12 protein-coding genes are annotated in these 15,946 nt (G+C 72.5%); 2 read left to right on the top strand and 10 right to left on the bottom strand.

Annotated features, from left to right (window positions below; translation table 11 throughout):
* Positions 1–11: 11 nt before the first annotated feature.
* The 3 genes from ACZ4Z5_RS06080 to ACZ4Z5_RS06070 all read right to left on the bottom strand — a co-directional run bounded on the left by ACZ4Z5_RS06080 (position 12) and on the right by ACZ4Z5_RS06070 (position 3,659).
* Positions 12–1,406: a chloride channel protein gene (locus ACZ4Z5_RS06080; protein ID WP_468257270.1), complete on the bottom strand. Its 1,395-nt coding sequence runs from the start codon at positions 1,404–1,406 to the stop codon at positions 12–14.
* Positions 1,407–1,481: 75 nt separating this feature from the next.
* Complete coding sequence (locus tag ACZ4Z5_RS06075) at positions 1,482–1,913, bottom strand: DUF7144 family membrane protein (protein ID WP_468257267.1); 432 nt, start codon at positions 1,911–1,913, stop codon at positions 1,482–1,484.
* 504 nt (positions 1,914–2,417) lie between these two features.
* Positions 2,418–3,659: a transglycosylase family protein gene (locus tag ACZ4Z5_RS06070; RefSeq protein WP_468257265.1), complete on the bottom strand. Its 1,242-nt coding sequence runs from the start codon at positions 3,657–3,659 to the stop codon at positions 2,418–2,420.
* A 148-nt stretch (positions 3,660–3,807) separates the two neighbouring features.
* Between ACZ4Z5_RS06070 and gndA the strand changes: the two genes are divergently transcribed.
* Positions 3,808–5,250: an NADP-dependent phosphogluconate dehydrogenase gene (gene gndA, locus ACZ4Z5_RS06065; protein WP_468257262.1), complete on the top strand. Its 1,443-nt coding sequence runs from the start codon at positions 3,808–3,810 to the stop codon at positions 5,248–5,250.
* An 834-nt stretch (positions 5,251–6,084) separates the two neighbouring features.
* Here the strand turns inward: gndA and ACZ4Z5_RS06060 are convergent.
* The 7 genes from ACZ4Z5_RS06060 to ACZ4Z5_RS06030 all read right to left on the bottom strand — a co-directional run bounded on the left by ACZ4Z5_RS06060 (position 6,085) and on the right by ACZ4Z5_RS06030 (position 14,237).
* Complete coding sequence (locus ACZ4Z5_RS06060; RefSeq protein ID WP_468257259.1) at positions 6,085–6,435, bottom strand: GNAT family N-acetyltransferase; 351 nt, start codon at positions 6,433–6,435, stop codon at positions 6,085–6,087.
* A 54-nt stretch (positions 6,436–6,489) separates the two neighbouring features.
* Entirely contained in the window at positions 6,490–6,927 is a 438-nt protein-coding gene (gene panD / locus ACZ4Z5_RS06055; RefSeq protein WP_468257256.1) for an aspartate 1-decarboxylase, read from the bottom strand.
* A 259-nt stretch (positions 6,928–7,186) separates the two neighbouring features.
* Complete coding sequence (locus ACZ4Z5_RS06050; protein WP_468257253.1) at positions 7,187–8,506, bottom strand: lysine N(6)-hydroxylase/L-ornithine N(5)-oxygenase family protein; 1,320 nt, start codon at positions 8,504–8,506, stop codon at positions 7,187–7,189.
* A complete protein-coding gene (locus tag ACZ4Z5_RS06045; RefSeq protein ID WP_468257250.1) occupies positions 8,503–9,090 on the bottom strand; it encodes a GNAT family N-acetyltransferase in 588 nt (195 codons plus the stop codon). The genes ACZ4Z5_RS06050 and ACZ4Z5_RS06045 overlap by 4 nt, the downstream gene beginning before the upstream one ends.
* The gene (locus ACZ4Z5_RS06040; RefSeq protein ID WP_468257247.1) at positions 9,087–10,877 is read right to left on the bottom strand and encodes an IucA/IucC family protein; all 1,791 of its coding nucleotides are present in this window, start codon (positions 10,875–10,877) and stop codon (positions 9,087–9,089) included. Before ACZ4Z5_RS06040 ends, ACZ4Z5_RS06045 begins: the two co-directional genes overlap by 4 nt.
* Positions 10,874–12,403 (bottom strand): pyridoxal phosphate-dependent decarboxylase family protein, encoded by a 1,530-nt coding sequence (locus tag ACZ4Z5_RS06035; protein ID WP_468257244.1) that lies wholly within the window; start codon positions 12,401–12,403, stop codon positions 10,874–10,876. The genes ACZ4Z5_RS06040 and ACZ4Z5_RS06035 overlap by 4 nt, the downstream gene beginning before the upstream one ends.
* Before the next feature lie 22 nt (positions 12,404–12,425).
* Positions 12,426–14,237: an IucA/IucC family protein gene (locus tag ACZ4Z5_RS06030; protein WP_468257241.1), complete on the bottom strand. Its 1,812-nt coding sequence runs from the start codon at positions 14,235–14,237 to the stop codon at positions 12,426–12,428.
* Between the two features lie 192 nt (positions 14,238–14,429).
* Here ACZ4Z5_RS06030 and ACZ4Z5_RS06025 point away from each other — a divergent pair, with 192 nt between their 5' ends.
* Positions 14,430–15,944, top strand: coding sequence for an MFS transporter (locus tag ACZ4Z5_RS06025; protein WP_468257238.1), 1,515 nt, complete (start codon positions 14,430–14,432; stop codon positions 15,942–15,944).
* The last annotated feature ends 2 nt before the right edge of the window (positions 15,945–15,946 follow it).

The following is a 15,946-nucleotide window of genomic DNA, read 5'->3' as shown; positions in this document are numbered from 1 at the left end:
CCGGAGCTGCCTCACCCCTCCGGAGCGGGCGCAGCGCCCGTACCGCCCTTCGGGGCCGCGGGCTGCGGTCCCTGGCCCGGCCCCGCCCCCGGGGCCAGCCGGTTGCGGAGGAGTTCTCCCACGATGGACGCGGTCACGGAGGAGACCAGGAGGAGCGGCACCAGGTCCTCGGAGTGCCCGCGGAGGAGCAGCGCCCCCAGGACGGTGGCGGTCACCGGGAGACGGATGACCGCCGCGGTCGACGCGGTGATGCCCACAGCCAGCCCGGACGCGGCGCCCAGACCCGGGAGGGGCGCGAAGATGATGCCGACGGCCGACCCGATGAGGATGGCGGGGAAGATGGGGCCACCGCGCATGCTGCCGAGACAGATCCCCCAGGCGACGCCCTTGATGAGCACGAGCGCGACCAGGGCGCCGATGGGCCAGGCCGCGGGGTTGGCGGCGAGGGTGCTGAGGGTGGTCTGGCCCGAGGTCGCCACTTCGACCGTCGAGCGTCCGGTGGTCCAGCCGTACACGGCGAGTACCACACCGACGACGGCCGCGCAGTACACCGTGCGACGAGCGGTGCGGACCGCCGTCAACGCCTTGACCTTGGCGCCCAGTGCCAAGGCGCAGACGGACAGGGCGGCGATCAGTGCGGCGAGCGGGATGCCCCATATGAAGTCCCCGGGGTCCGGCACATGGGTCGGCGGCACGACCGGCAGGGAGAGGGCGCCGATCGACAGTCCGGTCCACTGGCCGAACCCGGTGAACACCAGAGCGCCGACTCCGCTGGCGAGGAGGGCCGGCAGCAGGACCGCCACGAGCATCGGCCCGCCGATACCTGCGGCCTCCAGCATCATGACGGCGGCGACCAGCGGACTGCCGAAGATGGTCGAGATGGTCGCGGTCGAACCGGCCATGCCGAGCACGGGTACGAGATGCGGCGAGGCGGCCCGCCACGCGGCGGGCATGGCGAGCAGTGCGAGTCCGGCACCCATCGCCATCAGCGGGGCCTCGGGGCCGAGGACGACACCGAGCGGCAGGCAGATGAGGGCGGCGAGGATCACGCCCGGTACGTCCTTCGGCAGGAAGGGCTTTCCGCCGCTCAGCCCGTCGACGGGGATGTGACCGCCGCGGCCCGGGGCCCGGGTGACGATCGGGGCGACCAGCAGGCCGGCCAGGATCAGCGCCGGGATCGGCCACCAGGACGGTGGCCCGTCCATACCGAGGGCACTGGGCAGGTTCTCCCAGACACCGCGCTGGAGCTGGTGCTCGACGACGAGGAAGGCCCAGGCAGTGAGGGCCAGCGGAACGCCGGCGAGCCCGGAGAGCAGCAGGACGCGCCAGTACCCGGTACTGACGAGCATGTCGTGCAGCGCGTTCCCGGCGAGGGTGGGCGGCTTTCCGCCCGGAGTCGTGGCCATCGGCTTCCTGTCGGAACGGCGACCCGTGTCCCGGCGCTCCGGTCGGGCGCCGGGACACGGTGGTGGACGGGTCCGTCAGGCGCGCGTCGCGCCGGGCTGCTCGGAGTGGTACACGCACAGCGCCCAGATCACGAAGACGTAGACCGCGATGAGCAGCAGCGACCACAGGGGGAGGTAGGGCAGGAACATGAAGTTCGCGATCAGCGCGAGTATCGCGAAGAAGATGCCGGCCATGCGGGCCCAGGTGGCGCCCTTGAGCAGGAACGCCCCGGTGACCACGACCAGGAGGCCGATGATCAGGTGGATCCAGCCCCAGCCGGTGAGGTCCCACTTGTACACGTACCGGCCGATCCGGGCGTAGACGTCGTCCTCGGCGATGGCCGCGATGCCCTGGAAGACGCTGAACACGCCGGTCACCATCAGCAGGATGGCGGCGAAGAGCATGCCGCCGGCGCCCTTTCCGGTGAGTCCGGCGGATGGGGACGGTCTGGCGGTCTGCTGGCTCATGGCGGTCTCCCTCGTTACTGGGGCCGTACGGCGGGTGGCCGTTCCGTACGGCACGAGCTTCCGCCGGGAGGGGGACGGTGGCCGGTATTTACTGCTCTGTTCGGGTGAGATCGGGGGTCGTCCGACGGCACGGGTGGCCCGAGACGGCCGGGTCGCCCGATGTTCGGGATCGCCGGACGGCACGGGTCGCCCGACGGCACCGGCAGCCCGAGGGGCCGGGGCGCCCGATGGTCCGGGCCTCCTGACCGTCGCTCCGTCCGGCCGCCCGGCAGAACGAGGCGCCGGGGCCTGCGACGGCCTGCCGACGTCAGATGCGGGGCGGCCGGGCAGCCGGACCGGCGAACACACAGTCCCCGCAGAGTCCGCCCCCGGACACCGGTGGTACGGGCAGCAGCTGGTGCGCCGGAACGCAGTGCCCTGGGGTCCCGCGGATGTCCTGCACCCCGCGGATGTCCTGCGCCACGCGGATGTCCTGCGTCCCGCGGAATTCCTCCGGCGGCGAGCTCAGATGGTGACGCCGCGCGCCCTGAGGTAGGCCAGGGGGTCGACGTCGGAGCCGTAGCCAGGGCCGGTGCGGATCTCGAAGTGCAGGTGCGGTCCGCTGCTGTTGCCGGTCGAGCCGGAACGGGCGATCCGCTGGCCGCCGCTCACCTTCTGCCCCTCGCGGACGCTGTAGGCGGACAGATGCGCGTACTGGCTGTACCTGCCGTCCTGGTGCCGGATCACGACCTGGTAGCCGTACGACCCCGCCCAGCCCGCCGAGACGACCGTGCCGGGAGCGACGGCCCGTACGGAGGTCCCGGTGGACACGGGGAAGTCGACCCCGGTGTGGTAGCCGGACGCCCATGAGGAACCGGCCTTGCGGTAGGGCGTTCCCGGTGAGGCGTCGACCGGCGCGGCGAACCGCGCCGTCGACGCGGCGGGACCGGCCGGACGGGTCTTGGCCGGACCGCTCGCCGGGCGGGTCCTGGCCGGACCGGCCTCCGGGCGGGCCGGGGCGGCGGGTGGCACGGGCCTGGCCGTGGGCGGCTTCTGATCGGCGGCCGGCGGCTTGGGCGCGGGCCGCGACCTCGGCGGCGGGGGCGCCGGCCGGGTCGGGGCGGGCCGGACGGTGTCCAGGCTGAGTCGCTGGCCCGGCAGGATGAAGTCCGGGTTGTCGCCGACGACTTTGCGGTTGGTCTCGTACAACGACCGCCAGCCGCCGCGCACATGCTCGTCGTCCGCGATCCGGGAGAGCGTGTCGCCGTGGACGACGGTGTAGCTCTCGCGCTTCCCGGGGACGGACGTCGCGGTCGCGGCGGAGGCCGCGGTCCGTTCGGTCTTCTGCGGGTGTGCCTTGCGCACGGCGCTGACGTCCGGCGCGTCCCCGCCCCGGGTGAGACCGGCGCGCGTCGAGCAGACCGGCCAGGCGCCGGGCCCCTGCCCCTCGAGGACCTTCTCGGCGACCGCGATCTGCTGCTCCCTGGTCGCGAGGTCGGCGCGTGGCGCGTAGGCGGTGCCGCCGTACTCCTCCCAGGTGGACTGGCTGAACTGGAGCCCGCCGTAATAGCCGTTGCCGGTGTTGATGCGCCAGTTGTTCGTGGACTCGCAGGCGGCGACCTTCTCCCAGGTCTCCGTCGAAGCGGCGTCCGCCGTGCCCGCGCCGACCAGCGGCAGCGCCATGCCCGCACCGCTCGCGGTGACCGTGAGCGACGCCCGGTTGATCCGGCTCGGCTGGTACCGGCGATGCCTACCGCGTTCCGCCATGGTTCCCCCTTGAACGCTTCAGGAGCCCGCAAACGTAGTTGCTCCTGACGGGCCAGGACAAGGGTGCCAGGAATGACCGTTTGACGGACGGGATTCGGCGAACATGCCAGGCCCACGGGCGCAACTCCAAGGACTCCAGGAGCAACGAATGAGCGGAACAGCACAGATCGGCGTCACCGGACTCGCGGTCATGGGTCGGAATCTCGCCCGGAATTTCGCACGTAACGGCTTCACCGTCGCGGTGCACAACCGCAGTGCGGCGCGCACCCGCGCGCTGGTCGACGAGTTCGGCGACGAGGGGACCTTCGTCGCCGCGGAGACGGCCGAGGAGTTCGTCGCCGCGCTGGAACGGCCGCGCCGGCTGGTCGTCATGGTCCAGGCGGGCGCCGCGACCGACGCCGTGATCGAGGAGTTCGCGCCGCTCCTCGAACCGGGCGACGTCATCATCGACGGCGGCAACGCGCATTTCGAGGACACCCGGCGCCGGGAGCGCGAACTGCGCGCGCGGGGGCTCCATTTCGTGGGTGTGGGCATCTCCGGTGGTGAGGAGGGCGCACTCCACGGCCCCAGCATCATGCCGGGCGGCTCGGCCGAGTCGTACGCCTCTCTCGGGCCGTTGCTGGAACGCATCGCGGCGAAGGCGCCGGACGGCACGCCCTGCACGGCGCACGTCGGCCCCGACGGCGCGGGCCACTTCGTGAAGATGGTGCACAACGGCATCGAGTACGCCGACATGCAGCTGATCGGCGAGGCGTACCACCTGTTGCGGAACGTCGCCGGGTACTCCCCCGCGCAGATCGCCGAGACGTTCCGTTCCTGGAACAACGGTCGGCTGGACTCGTACCTGATCGAGATCACCGCCGAGGTGCTCGCCCACACGGACACCGCCACGGGTCTGCCGTTCGTCGACATCGTGGCGGACCGGGCGGAGCAGAAGGGTACGGGCCGCTGGACGGTGCAGACAGCGCTCGACCTGGGCGTGCCGGTGTCGGGGATCGCCGAGGCGGTGTTCGCTCGGTCCCTGTCGGGGCACGCGGACCTGCGGGAGGCGTCGCGTTCGCTGGCCGGGCCGCGCCCCGTCCCGATGGCCGCGGACGAGGCCGGCGCATTCGCCGCTCAGGTGGAGCAGGCGTTGTACGCGTCCAAGATCGTGTCGTACACCCAGGGCTTCCACCAGATCCGGGCGGGCGGCCAGACGTACGGCTGGGACATCGACCTGGGTGCCGTGGCCTCGTTGTGGAGGTCCGGGTGCATCATCAGGGCCGCGTTCCTGGACCGGATCCGCCGCGCGTACGACGAGCGGCCCGACCTGCCGAGCCTGCTGTCCGACAAGGGCTTCGCCGACGAGATCGGGGAGGCGCAGGAGGACTGGCGGGCCGTGGTGGTGGCCGCGACCCAGCGAGGGGTGCCGGTGCCGGGCTTCTCCGCGTCACTGGCGTACTACGACGCACTGCGCGCCACCCGGCTTCCGGCGGCCCTGACCCAGGGCCAGCGGGACTACTTCGGGGCGCACACGTACCGCCGAACGGACCGCGGCGGCTCGTTCCACACCGTCTGGGGCGGCGACCGCTCGGAGGTGCGGACGATCTGACGCGGGGGCGTGCGTCCACGGGAGTCCTCCGGGCCGGCGCGTGCCGTACGCGCACGGTCCGGAGGACGCCCGCGCTAGACGCGGCGCAGCGGCCCGGGGTCAGGAGGAGGCCCCGGAACGGGCTCGGGGCCGGGACCGGGTGGCTCCGGCACCGGTTCCGGCGACGGCCCGGGCGGTGGAGCGGGCGGCGGTACGGGCCCCGGCCCCGGAGGAACCGGCGGGGGCGCGGGCGGCACGGGCCCGGGTCCGGGCGGCGGTTCGGTCATGGGACACCTCCGGGGTGAGGGACGGTACGCGCCGGGGAGCACGCCCTACCGGAACGGCGGAGGTCCGTGCCTCCCGGAGCCGGCGGGCACGACCGCGCATGCGCCGGGGCACTCCGTCGGCCGGTACGTGACCGAGACCGTGTCGGCGGCGCCGGGGCGGTCACGGGGAGTGACGCGGACGGAAGCGTCACGGCGGGAGGACGCCGGTCGCGGGGTGTGGGGACATGCGGTACTCCAGGAGTTCGCCCGCGCGGGGACCCAGGGTGTGTCCGGCGGCGAGGCGCGGCGCAGCTGACCCGCCGCGTCGCGCGGTCCGTCTGCGCCCCGCACATCAGAGCCTGGCCCCTCCTCCGGCCGACCGCACATCGTGGTCATCCGTCCGAGGGCGCTCACGGGACGCACCGGTGACTCCACGGCCGCCCCCGGCCCACGCGCCCGCACACAAACGGGAACGGAGCGGATAGCAGCGCACGGCCCCGCGCCGGGGCGGGCGCGGGGCCGTGCAGGGTCGAGCGCAGGGGCGGGGCTTCGGCCGGGTGACCGCTGACGCGGCCACCGGGCCCGGCGGTCACCGCCCCCGGGGGTCGTTCTCCGCCTGTCCCTGCCGTTCCTGGGCCTGCCGGACGAGCTCCGCCGGGGGCTGCGGGGCCCCCTCGGGGTGCTTGGCGGCCCACCGGGCCGCGTAGGGGCACAGCGGGACGACGGGCACGCCCTCCCGGGCGGCCGTCGCGTAGAACTCGCGCACGAGGGAACCTGCGACACCCTTGCCCTCGTGGGCCGGTTCGACGACGGTGTGCACCGCCACCAGCGCGTGGGGCTCTGCGTCGAGAACGAAATAGGCGATGTGCCCGGCGAGTTCACCCTCGTCGTACGCCTCGAGGCGTCCCCGCGTACGGTCGTCCCGGATGTCGACGGTCATGACGGTTCCTCCCTCTCCCCGCAGAGCCGTGCCACCGGCCCCGGCTCAATGGGCTCAGTGGACGGGCTGCGCTTCGAGGACGCGGGCGTGCGGGCTGCGCAGGGTGCCGGTACCGGGCACGGGCTGCGAGGGGTCCGCGCCGAGCTCGACGATCCGGTTGTCGGCGTCCACGTGCACCACCCTGGGCTCGAGGCTGCGCGCCTCGGCGTCGTCGACCTGGGCGTAGCTGATGAGGATCACCAGATCACCGGGGTGCACGAGGTGGGCGGCGGCACCGTTGATCCCGATGACGCCGGATCCGCGTTCGCCCTCGATGACGTAGGTCTCCAGCCGCGACCCGTTGTCGATGTCCACGATGTGGACGAGTTCCCCCGGCAGCAGATCGGCGGCCTCCATCAGGTCGGCATCGATGGTGACGGAGCCGACGTAGTGGAGGTCGGCCTCCGTGACGGTTGCACGGTGGATCTTGGACTTGAACATGGTACGAAGCATGGAGAAACTCCCGGTTTGTCTGCTCCCTGCCTGCTTTCTGCAGGTCAAGGGCGGTCTCCGGAGCCTACAACGATTCGCATGTCCGGTCAGCTTTCCCCAGGTCTTTCAAGACCCATGCTGACCTACTGCTGACCTTTCCGGCGCACAGTCAGGGCAGTGCAGCAGCTTCCCCGCGCGGGGCGGGGGACCGCCAGCAGTCAGTCGTCATGACCGGACGCCCGTCCGGCGAAATGCTCCCGCCGGACGGGCTGCGCGCCCCTTACATGGCCCGTCGGGGGACGTCGAAGCTGGTGAACGCACTCCGTTTCGGCAGGCGGTAGGTCTCCCGGCCGGTGATCGAGTTGAGGATCGCGGCGTTGCGGACGGCGCCGATGTCCAGGTTGGGCGATGAGACACCGTGGGAGTGGACCTCCGCATTGGCCAAGAAGACCCGGCCCGTCACCCCGGCGGCGAGTTCGACGGAGTGGTCGACGCGCACCCGTGGACGGCCGCGGCCGTCACGCAGGATGAGGTCCTCGACGGGCTTCAGGAAGGAAGGGGTCCTGTTGCGGTAGCCGGTGGCCGCCACGACCAGGTCGGTGGTGTGCTCGAAGGTCTCGCCCGTGTCGCGGTGCCGGCAGGTGAGGACCGCCTGCCCCGTCTCGTCCACGGTCGCCGATTCGACGGTGATACCGAAACGGAGTTCCACCTCGGCCAGTCCGTGCTCCAGTTGGCGCCGGTAGAGCAGTTCGTGGATCTCCTGGAGGGTGTCGGTGGAGATGCCCTTGTAGAACTGCCACTGCTCGCCGACCAGTCGGTCGCGTACGTCCTCCGGCAGGGAGTGGAAGTACTGCATGTACGCCGGAGTGGTCATCTCCAGCACCATCTTGGTGTAGTCCAGCGGCGCGAAGGACGACGTGCGGGTCAGCCAGCTCACCGCAGGGCCGCCGTCGAGGTTCCGGCCGAGGAGGTCCACGGTGACCTCGGCCCCCGACTGGCCGGAGCCGACGACCGTGACCTTGCCCGCGGCGGCAGCGGCGGCCGCCCGGTACAGGTAGTCGCCGGTGTGCAGCAGCTTCTCCGCGGGCAGGCCCGCCAGGGCGTCCGGGACGTACGGGGCGGTGCCGATGCCGAGGACGAGGTTGCGGGCGTGCAGCCGCAGCCAGGAGCCGTCGCCGCGTACGGCGTGCACGGTGAAGCGTTCTGCGGTGGCGTCCCAGTGGATCTCCTCGGCGCGGTGGGAGAAGTGGACCGAGGGGAGCTTCGCCGCCGCCCAGCGCAGGTAGTCCTCGTACTCGCGGCGGGAGGGAAAGAAGTTCTCCCGTACCGTGAACGTGTAGAGCCGGTCCATGTCGTGGAGGTACTCCAAGAACGACAGGGGGTGACGGGGTGAGACGAGCGTGACGAGGTCGGCGAGGAAGTTCACCTGCATCGAGGCGTCGCCGAACATCATGCCCCGGTGCCAGGTCAGCTCGGGCTGTTCCTCCAGGACGACCAGGTCGAGGTCGTCCACGGTCGATGCCAGGGCGGCCAGGCCGAGGTTGAAGGGGCCGCAGCCGATGGCCACCACGTCGTGTTCGACGTCGCTGTTCCCGTTCATCGGGGTAAGTCCTCCTCGGAGCGGGGGTGGATCATCAGGACGGCGGTCTTGTCGGGGAAGGCGACCTCACCGACGTGGCGGAATCCGGCGGCGGCGAACGCCTTGAGCGAGGGGGCGTTGGTCACGTCGGGCTCGGCGGCCACCCGCGGGCATGCGGGGTCGGCGGCCAGCAGACCCTCTGCGAGGGCGCGCAGCAGGGTGCGGCCCAGGCCCCTGCCCGTACGCCCCGCTTCGCCGATGGCGATGTGCAGGCCGAGATCGTGGGGGTGGTACGGGTAGTGCTCGGCAAGGCGGTCGCGCATCACCCGGTAGACCTCGATGTACGCGAGCGGCCGGCCGTCCAGGTCGATCAGGACGGGCAGGATGGCGTCGCCTGCGAGGTGCCCGGCAATCTCCTCGTACCAGCGCTCGCGCGGCCATGCCTGGTGCCAGAAGGCGTCGATGTGCGGTGACTGCATCCAGCCGTGCACGAGGTCCAGGTCCGCGCCCTCGGCCTGCGCGACCCGTGCCGACCAGCGGCCGGTCAGGAGCGGGAGTGGCGGGCCGGGGATCGTGGCGGTCGACTGCTGGTGCGCCGACGTCATGCGGTCGCCTCCTGGAGCGGGTTGGGGGCGTCGAGGTAGACGGACTGGGCGTCGAGCGGGGCGAGGACCTCGTCGATGCCGTGCAGCCGGGTGAGGAGATTGCCCTTGCACGGCAGGGTGTCGGCCTCCAGCCAGCGGCGGGCCAGCCGGTCCCCGTCGGGCGCGGCCTCGGCGAGAGCGGGCAGGGCGGCCCGCAGCCGGGCGGCGAGTACGGCGAGCAGGTCGCGTTCGTCCGCGAGGCCGTCGACGGCGAGGCAGCCGACGACCGACAGCGCCTGGTTGCGCAGCAGGTAGTACGAGAGCCGGTCGTCGACGAGGGCGTCGTCGACGACGGCGAGCGTGGAGGAGTCCGCACCGAGCCACTGGAGCAGGCCGGACAGGTACGAGGTGGCCAGGTAGTAGCCCTGGTTGTCGCGGAACGTGCTGCCCGTCACCCGGCCCTGCGCGTCCAGCCGTACGAGGGTGTTCTGCTGGTGGGCCTCCAGGCCGATGCCGGTGGCGGCGTACAGGTGGAGCATGGGGACCAGCACCTTGTCGGTGTAGTCAGCCGTCCACTCCTCGGCGGCGCCGGGGCCGAGGCCGGCGACGAGGTCGCCGAGCGCGCTGCGGCCCAGGCCGGGGCGGGGGGCCACCAGGCCCACCAGGCAGCGCAGGTCCGCTATGCCCTCGGGAACTTCGCGCACGGCGACGTCGAGGCCGGTCACCGCCGGTCCATCCGGGCGCCCCGGTTCATCGACCGCGATCCAGGCGGGGTCGCGGGTGATGGCGAAGCCGGGGTGTGCCGTGAAGGTGTCCGCCGCGTAGCCGGCGTCGAGCAGACGGTTGATCTCCAGTCCGCGGCGCAGCTCGGTACGGGTGGACTCGCGGCGGGAGTTGGTCAGCCGCAACCCGAGGGAGAGTTTCAGCATCACGTCGGCGTCCGGCCGGTAGACCGTGCGGACGCTGGAGGTCGGCCACCACTCGGGCCCCAGCTCGCCGAGCGGTTCCAGGGCGCCGGAGGCGACCAGTGCCCTGATGCGGGGGCGGTGCAGCAGGTCCCGGGCCTGCCAGGGATGGGCGGGGACCAGTACCCGGCCGTCGTCCGGGCGGCGTCCGGCCAGGTCGGCGAGGAGCCGGACCGCGTCCCGGCCCGCCAGGGAGGGTGCTCCGTCGACCGCGTCGTGCGAGATCACCGACTCGTCGGCGGCGAACCAGTGCAGCCGGAAGGAGCCCCGGAGCTCGGGTGAGAAGGCGGCGGCATCGTGGTCCGAGATGCCGTCCCTGCTCTTGGGCGCGGGGTGGTGCAGGTGGCCGAGGATCAGCGCCTGTTCGGCCTCAAGGAAGCCGTCGGCCTCGGCGGGCGGCTTGGGGTGCGCACGCCGGTCGAAGATGAAGGTGGTGACGCGGCGTACGGACTCGGCGGTGCGTTCCACCAGGTCGGCGACCTCACCGGCGGGGACGCCTCCGGGGCGGCTGCCGTCTCGTACGGCCGCTTCGGTGGACAGCAGCGCGACGGCCGTCACCGGGTCGGCGGTCTCCCCCAGCGGCCCGCCGGGTCCCTCCAGGCGGGCGGGGGCGAACCGGTGCCAGCCGGTGGGCGAGCAGTGCGTCACCTCGGTGACCAGGGCCAGTCCGGCGGTCTGCAGCTCAACCCGGAGCGGGCCGGGAGTGACCGGGGTGCCGGTCTCGCGGAGCCAGCACCGCAGCAGCGCCTCGATGTGGGCGTGTTCGGCGGCGCCCCGGGCGTCCGGCTCGTGCAGGGGGTCGGTAGTGGTGACGGGGGCCGTGGCCGCGGCGGTGATGCTCATGCGGCACCCTCCTCGATCAGTCGTTCGTAGGTGCGGCCGGCGTCGAGGACGGTGTCCACGAGGCCGTCGATGTCGTCGGTGGTGGCGGTGGGGTTGAGCAGGGTGAACTTCAGGCACACCTGCTTGGGCGAGCCGGGTCCGGCGGTCTCGGCCTCCGTGCGCCCGATCAGTGCGCTGCCGGATTCCAGCAGCCGGCGGCGCAGGGCGCCGTTGATGGCGTCGGCGGCGGACGGGTCCGAGCCGCGGTAGCGGAACACCACCGTGGTCAGCTCGGCCGGTGCGACCAGTTCCAGTTCGGGCTCGTCGAGGATGCGGCGCTCGGCGTGCCGGGCCAGGTCGTGGCAGGCGTCCACCATGCGGCCCATGCCCGTGCGTCCGTACGTGAGCAGGGTGGCGGCGGCCTTGACGGCGTCGGGGCGGCGGGTGGTCTGCAGGCTGCGGCCGAGCAGGCCGTCGTATCCGGCCTCGGAGTCGTCGGCCGGGTTGAGGTAGGCCACCTCGCGGTCGAGGGCGGTGAAGGCGGTGGTGTCGGAGACGAGCAGCACGCTGGTGGCGGCGGGCTGCCAGCCGATCTTGTGCAGGTCGAGGGTGATGGAGTCGGCGAGTTCCAGGCCCGCCAGCCGGCCCGCCAGCCGCTGGGAGAACAGCGTGCCGAAGCCGTACGCGGCGTCGACGTGCATCCACATGCCGTGCCCGGTGGCGATCTCGGCGATCTCAGGGAGCGGGTCGATGGAGCCGAAGTCCGTGGTGCCGGCGGTGGCGACCACGGCGATCGGCGTCCGGTCGGGGCCGAGGGAGTCCAGAGCGGCGGCCAGCACCTCGGGCCGCATGCGCCGGCGTTCGTCGACCGGAACGGGGTGGACGGCCGCCTCCCCCAGGCCGAGGGCGGCGCAGGCCCGGTGAGTGGAGAAGTGGGCGAGTTCCGAGCAGAACACCACCGGTGCCGGCAGCGCCGCCACGCCGTGCTCGCGGGCGTTGACGCCCCGCCGGAGGGCGGCGGCGTCCCGGGCGAGCAGCAGGCCCATCAGGTTGGACAGGGAGCCGCCGGGGGTGAGAACGCCGTCGGCGCGTTCCCCGAGGCCGGCCAGGGAGGTCAGGACGCCGATGAGCCAGCGCTCGACGGCGAGGGCCGAGGCGCCGGAGTCGTAGGTGTCGACCGAGGCGTTGCCGGCGGCGGCCAGGGCGTCCGCGGCGACCGCGACCGCGAGCGACGGCGGTTGCAGGTGGGCGGCGGCCCAGGGGTGGGAGAGGTCGATGCCGTGCTCGACCAGCACGGTGGCCAGCAGGTGGAGGGCGGCCTTGGCCCCGAGCCCGTCGGCGGGGAGCTCGGCCGGCCCGAGGGCCTGTGAGGCGGCGGCGAGCACCTCGGCGGGGGTGCCCGCGGGGACGGGTCCCTTCGGGCGGGGGGCGGCCGCCGCGGCGTCGACCGCCTCGGCGAGGGTGGCGAGCACCTCGGCGAGGCCGTCGTGGAAGCCGGCGAGCAGGGAGCGCGGTAAGGGGGACGGGCGGAGGCGTGTTCGGGTCATCGGTGCCACGGCCGGTACCTCCTCAGCGCTCGGCAAGCGGGTTGGGATGCGTGCCGTTCGGGTACAGCGCGTGGCGCAGGGCGCGGTCGCCGTAGCGGGTGACCACGATGCGGTCGCGGTTCAGGCCGTACCGGGGGATCTCGGGGGTGAGCAGGTCGTACTCGGAGAACCGTTCGGCCGGCGCCTGGCACTTGCGCTGGAAGTCGAGGATCGTCTGCCGCACCAGCCGCCAGAACGTCTCCTCCGGCACCCCCAGCTGGTCGGCGCACAGCGGCGCCAGGTAGCGGAAGTGGCCGACGAAGACCTGGTCCATCACGTGCTGCTTGATGATCGAGGGGTGTTTGCGGGGCAGGACGTGGTCGTGTCCGTCCGGTTCCGGTCCGCGCTCGGGCACGTCGGTGAAGGAGACGCAGACGTCGTCGACGAAGTCCTTCAGGTACAGCCGGACGGGGACGTCGTTCTCGTCGAAGCCGATCAGCGTGTTCTGACCGTGCGGGTTGAACGTGACCCCGTACCGGTACAGCACGTGCAGGATCGGCACCAGGAGGGTGTCGAACAGCCGACGCAGCCAGTCCTGCGGGTCCAGGCCTGAGGCACGGACGAGCTCGGCGACGAGGGCGTCGCCCGCGTGGTCGACGTGCAGGAGCGAGGCGAAGGTACGGACCCGCTCGTCGGGGTCCTTGCGCGCGGACACCGATTCGCGCCAGATGCAGCCGAGAGTCTCAAGGTGCTGGTACGGGGCGTCCTCAAGCTTGGAGAGGTAGGGGTGGCGCACGGTGACGGAGGCGACCTCGCCGAGGAAGACGGTCCGGCATTCCTCGGTCAGGAACACGTCGCGCTCCACCAGGCCGCGCAGCCACTGCGTGACGACCGGCGCCCCCATCGTGCAGTGCGGCGGTATGCCGCGCCAGACCAGGGTGTTGAGGATCTTCAGCGGGAGCTTGACGTCGTACCGCGCGGGGCTGGTGACGTTGGCCATCGTACGGATGGACTGGCCGGGCAGATACGCGTCCGGGCTCTCGCCGAGCGGGATGATGCGCCGCTGTGCCACGTCGGCCGCGTGCAGGACCTGGACGGCGTGGTCCCACTGCCAGGGGTGGACCGGCATCCAGACGTAGCCGGCCGGGTCGACACCGGCCTCCGCCAGGACCGCGGTGAACCGGGCCCGGGTCACCTCGTCCAGTTCGGCGCCCAGGACGTTCCGTTCGGACAGTTCCGAGGTCCCGCGGAACTCGGCGAGTCCGCGGTGGACGGCCACCCACTGGAGCTTCAGAGCCTGCGCCGACTCGGGGGCGTACTGGCGCACGTCGGTGGCGGAGAAGCCGATCCGGCCCTTGTTGGCGACGAGCAGGTTGTGCCCGGTCATGCGGCACTCCAGCTCCGTGTGGCCCAGGGAGCGCAGCTCGGCCACCGTTTCGCCGCCGTGGGTGATGCGCGCCGCGTCGACGGCGAGGGTGGCGGACAGTTCGGTGAAGTACGTGGCGATCGTGGACGGGTCGCTGCCGATCGTCGATGCCGCTTCCATGAGGAACTGCTGGGCGTCCCAGGCAGGTTGGGCGATGGAGTTGCCGAGCATGCTGGTGGCGGTCCGGGTGATCGATTCGGGGTCCACGCGCAGCCAGCCGAAGGCACCGGGGACGGCGTCGAACGCGTAGGTCGTGCCGCTGTCGAGGTCGAGACGGTAACCGCCGTCGCCGGCTTCGACCGCCTTGAGCATGTCTTCAAAACACCACTCGCCTATCGCCTTGGCGAGAAGGCGGCGGTTGGCTTCGCGCCAGGCCGCGGGCGCGACGTGGGGCAGCGCGGGCACGGGATGGTCAGCGGGGTTGAGCATCAGGCAGCTCCGATGTCTGTCCGGATCAGTGCGGCTCGGACGCCTGGACGGCCAAGCGGGCTTAGATTAGGTTAGGCTTACCTAATGAGCAAGGCCAACTTCCAGCCATACGACGCGAGTTGAATCCTGATGGAACGTCAGGTGTGCGGATAGTCGGCCACCCCCTGGACCTCGAATGGAGGTTGGTCAGCGGTGCCTTCCCGTCCTCGCACTCCCCGATGGACCTTCGCCCTGGTCAGCGCCGGCGGCATGATGATGACCCTGGACGTGACCGTCGTGAACGTCGCCCTGTCCGACATCGCGCGGGACCTGGAGACCGGCCTGGGCAGGGTCCAGTGGACCGTTTCGGCCTACTCGCTCGCGTTCGGGGCGCTGCTGCTCACGGCGGGCGCGCTCTCCGACCGCATAGGCCGCCGGACCGTGTTCACGGCCGGAATGGCCCTGTTCACCGCGGCATCGGGCGCCTGTGGCCTGGCACCGGACGCCGGCACCCTCATCGCCGCCCGCGCCGCCCAAGGCCTGGGCGGGGCCATGGTGTTCGCACCGACGCTCGCCCTGATCGCCGCCGCCTACGAAGGCGCCCGCCGCCAGGCGGCGATCGCCGCGTTCGCCGCCATCGCCTCCGCGGCCGGCGCGCTCGGACCCATCGTCGGAGGGCTGTTCGTCCAGGCCCTCGGATGGCGGTGGATCTTCCTCGTCAACGTGCCGATCGGGATCCTGGTCGTGGTCGGCGCCCTGGCCCGTATGCCCGAATCGGCGCCGCCCCCGGTCCGGCGGCGCCTCGATCCGCTGGGCGCGGTGCTCGGCGTCGGCGCGCTCCTGGCGCTGCACTATCCGCTCGTCACCGGTCCGGAAGCCGGGTGGGCGGCGCCGCAGGTGCTGATTTCGGCCATCCTGGGCGTCGTACTCTGCGTGGCCCTGGTTGCCAGTCAGCGCCGCGGCGACGGCCTGATCGACATGGCGCTGCTGCGGATCCGGGCGTTCTCCGGCGCCGCGGTGCTGGGGTTCCTCGCCCGGCTGACCAGCCTGGGCGTGCTCGCCTTCACCACACTGTGGCTCCAGAGCACCCACGCTTATTCCCCCCTGGAAGTCGGAGGCCGCCTGCTGCCCCTGACGGGCAGCCTGCTGCTCGTCGGCCTGTTCGTCGCCCGGCTGCAACGGGTGTTCCGGCCCGACGTGCTGGTGGCCGGCGGCTTCGCGGCCCAGGGGCTGGGGCTGACCGGCCTGGCCGCCGCCGGTGCGGGCCACGGCGGCCAGGCCGCCACCGTCACCGGGCTGGTCCTGCTCGGCGCGGGAGGGGCCGTCATCTTCCCGCCGCTGATGGGCGTGGCGGTGAGCGCCGTGCCCGCCGACCGGGCCGGGATGGCCTCCGGCCTGACCAACGCCTGCTACCCGCTCGGTACCGCCACCGGGGTCGCCGCCTTCGGGGCCCTGTTCTCCGCCCGCCTGGACGGCGGTCTGGGCGACGGCCCCGCTGCCGCCGCGCCGCTGCGGGAGGCGATCGAGACCGGGCGGTTGGAGCTCCTCGACGCCGCCCTCCAGCCACTCGCCCGCTCGGCCTTCTCCGGCGCCTTCAGCGCCGTCTGCCTGGCCTCCGCCCTCGTCTGCCTGCTCGGCGTACTGACCGCACGCACGCTCAGGACCGAGGCCCAAGGCCTCGACGGCACCGCGAAGCGCCCCCGGTCCCGCATCGCCCAGACCTCCTGACG

The organism is Streptomyces sp. NPDC030222 (genome assembly GCF_055573115.1).
Note: the sequence above shows the minus strand (reverse complement) of the source record. Positions and strands in the feature narration are given on the sequence as shown.

Bases quoted from the DNA above. Each gene is read 5' to 3' on its own strand.
- ACZ4Z5_RS06080 (WP_468257270.1), bottom strand. From the start codon at position 1,406: ATGGCCACGACTCCGGGCGGAAAGCCGCCCACCCTCGCCGGGAACGCG.
- ACZ4Z5_RS06075 (WP_468257267.1), bottom strand. From the start codon at position 1,913: ATGAGCCAGCAGACCGCCAGACCGTCCCCATCCGCCGGACTCACCGGA.
- ACZ4Z5_RS06070 (WP_468257265.1), bottom strand. From the start codon at position 3,659: ATGGCGGAACGCGGTAGGCATCGCCGGTACCAGCCGAGCCGGATCAAC.
- gndA (WP_468257262.1), top strand. From the start codon at position 3,808: ATGAGCGGAACAGCACAGATCGGCGTCACCGGACTCGCGGTCATGGGT.
- ACZ4Z5_RS06060 (WP_468257259.1), bottom strand. From the start codon at position 6,435: ATGACCGTCGACATCCGGGACGACCGTACGCGGGGACGCCTCGAGGCG.
- panD (WP_468257256.1), bottom strand. From the start codon at position 6,927: ATGCTTCGTACCATGTTCAAGTCCAAGATCCACCGTGCAACCGTCACG.
- ACZ4Z5_RS06050 (WP_468257253.1), bottom strand. From the start codon at position 8,506: ATGAACGGGAACAGCGACGTCGAACACGACGTGGTGGCCATCGGCTGC.
- ACZ4Z5_RS06045 (WP_468257250.1), bottom strand. From the start codon at position 9,090: ATGACGTCGGCGCACCAGCAGTCGACCGCCACGATCCCCGGCCCGCCA.
- ACZ4Z5_RS06040 (WP_468257247.1), bottom strand. From the start codon at position 10,877: ATGAGCATCACCGCCGCGGCCACGGCCCCCGTCACCACTACCGACCCC.
- ACZ4Z5_RS06035 (WP_468257244.1), bottom strand. From the start codon at position 12,403: ATGACCCGAACACGCCTCCGCCCGTCCCCCTTACCGCGCTCCCTGCTC.
- ACZ4Z5_RS06030 (WP_468257241.1), bottom strand. From the start codon at position 14,237: ATGCTCAACCCCGCTGACCATCCCGTGCCCGCGCTGCCCCACGTCGCG.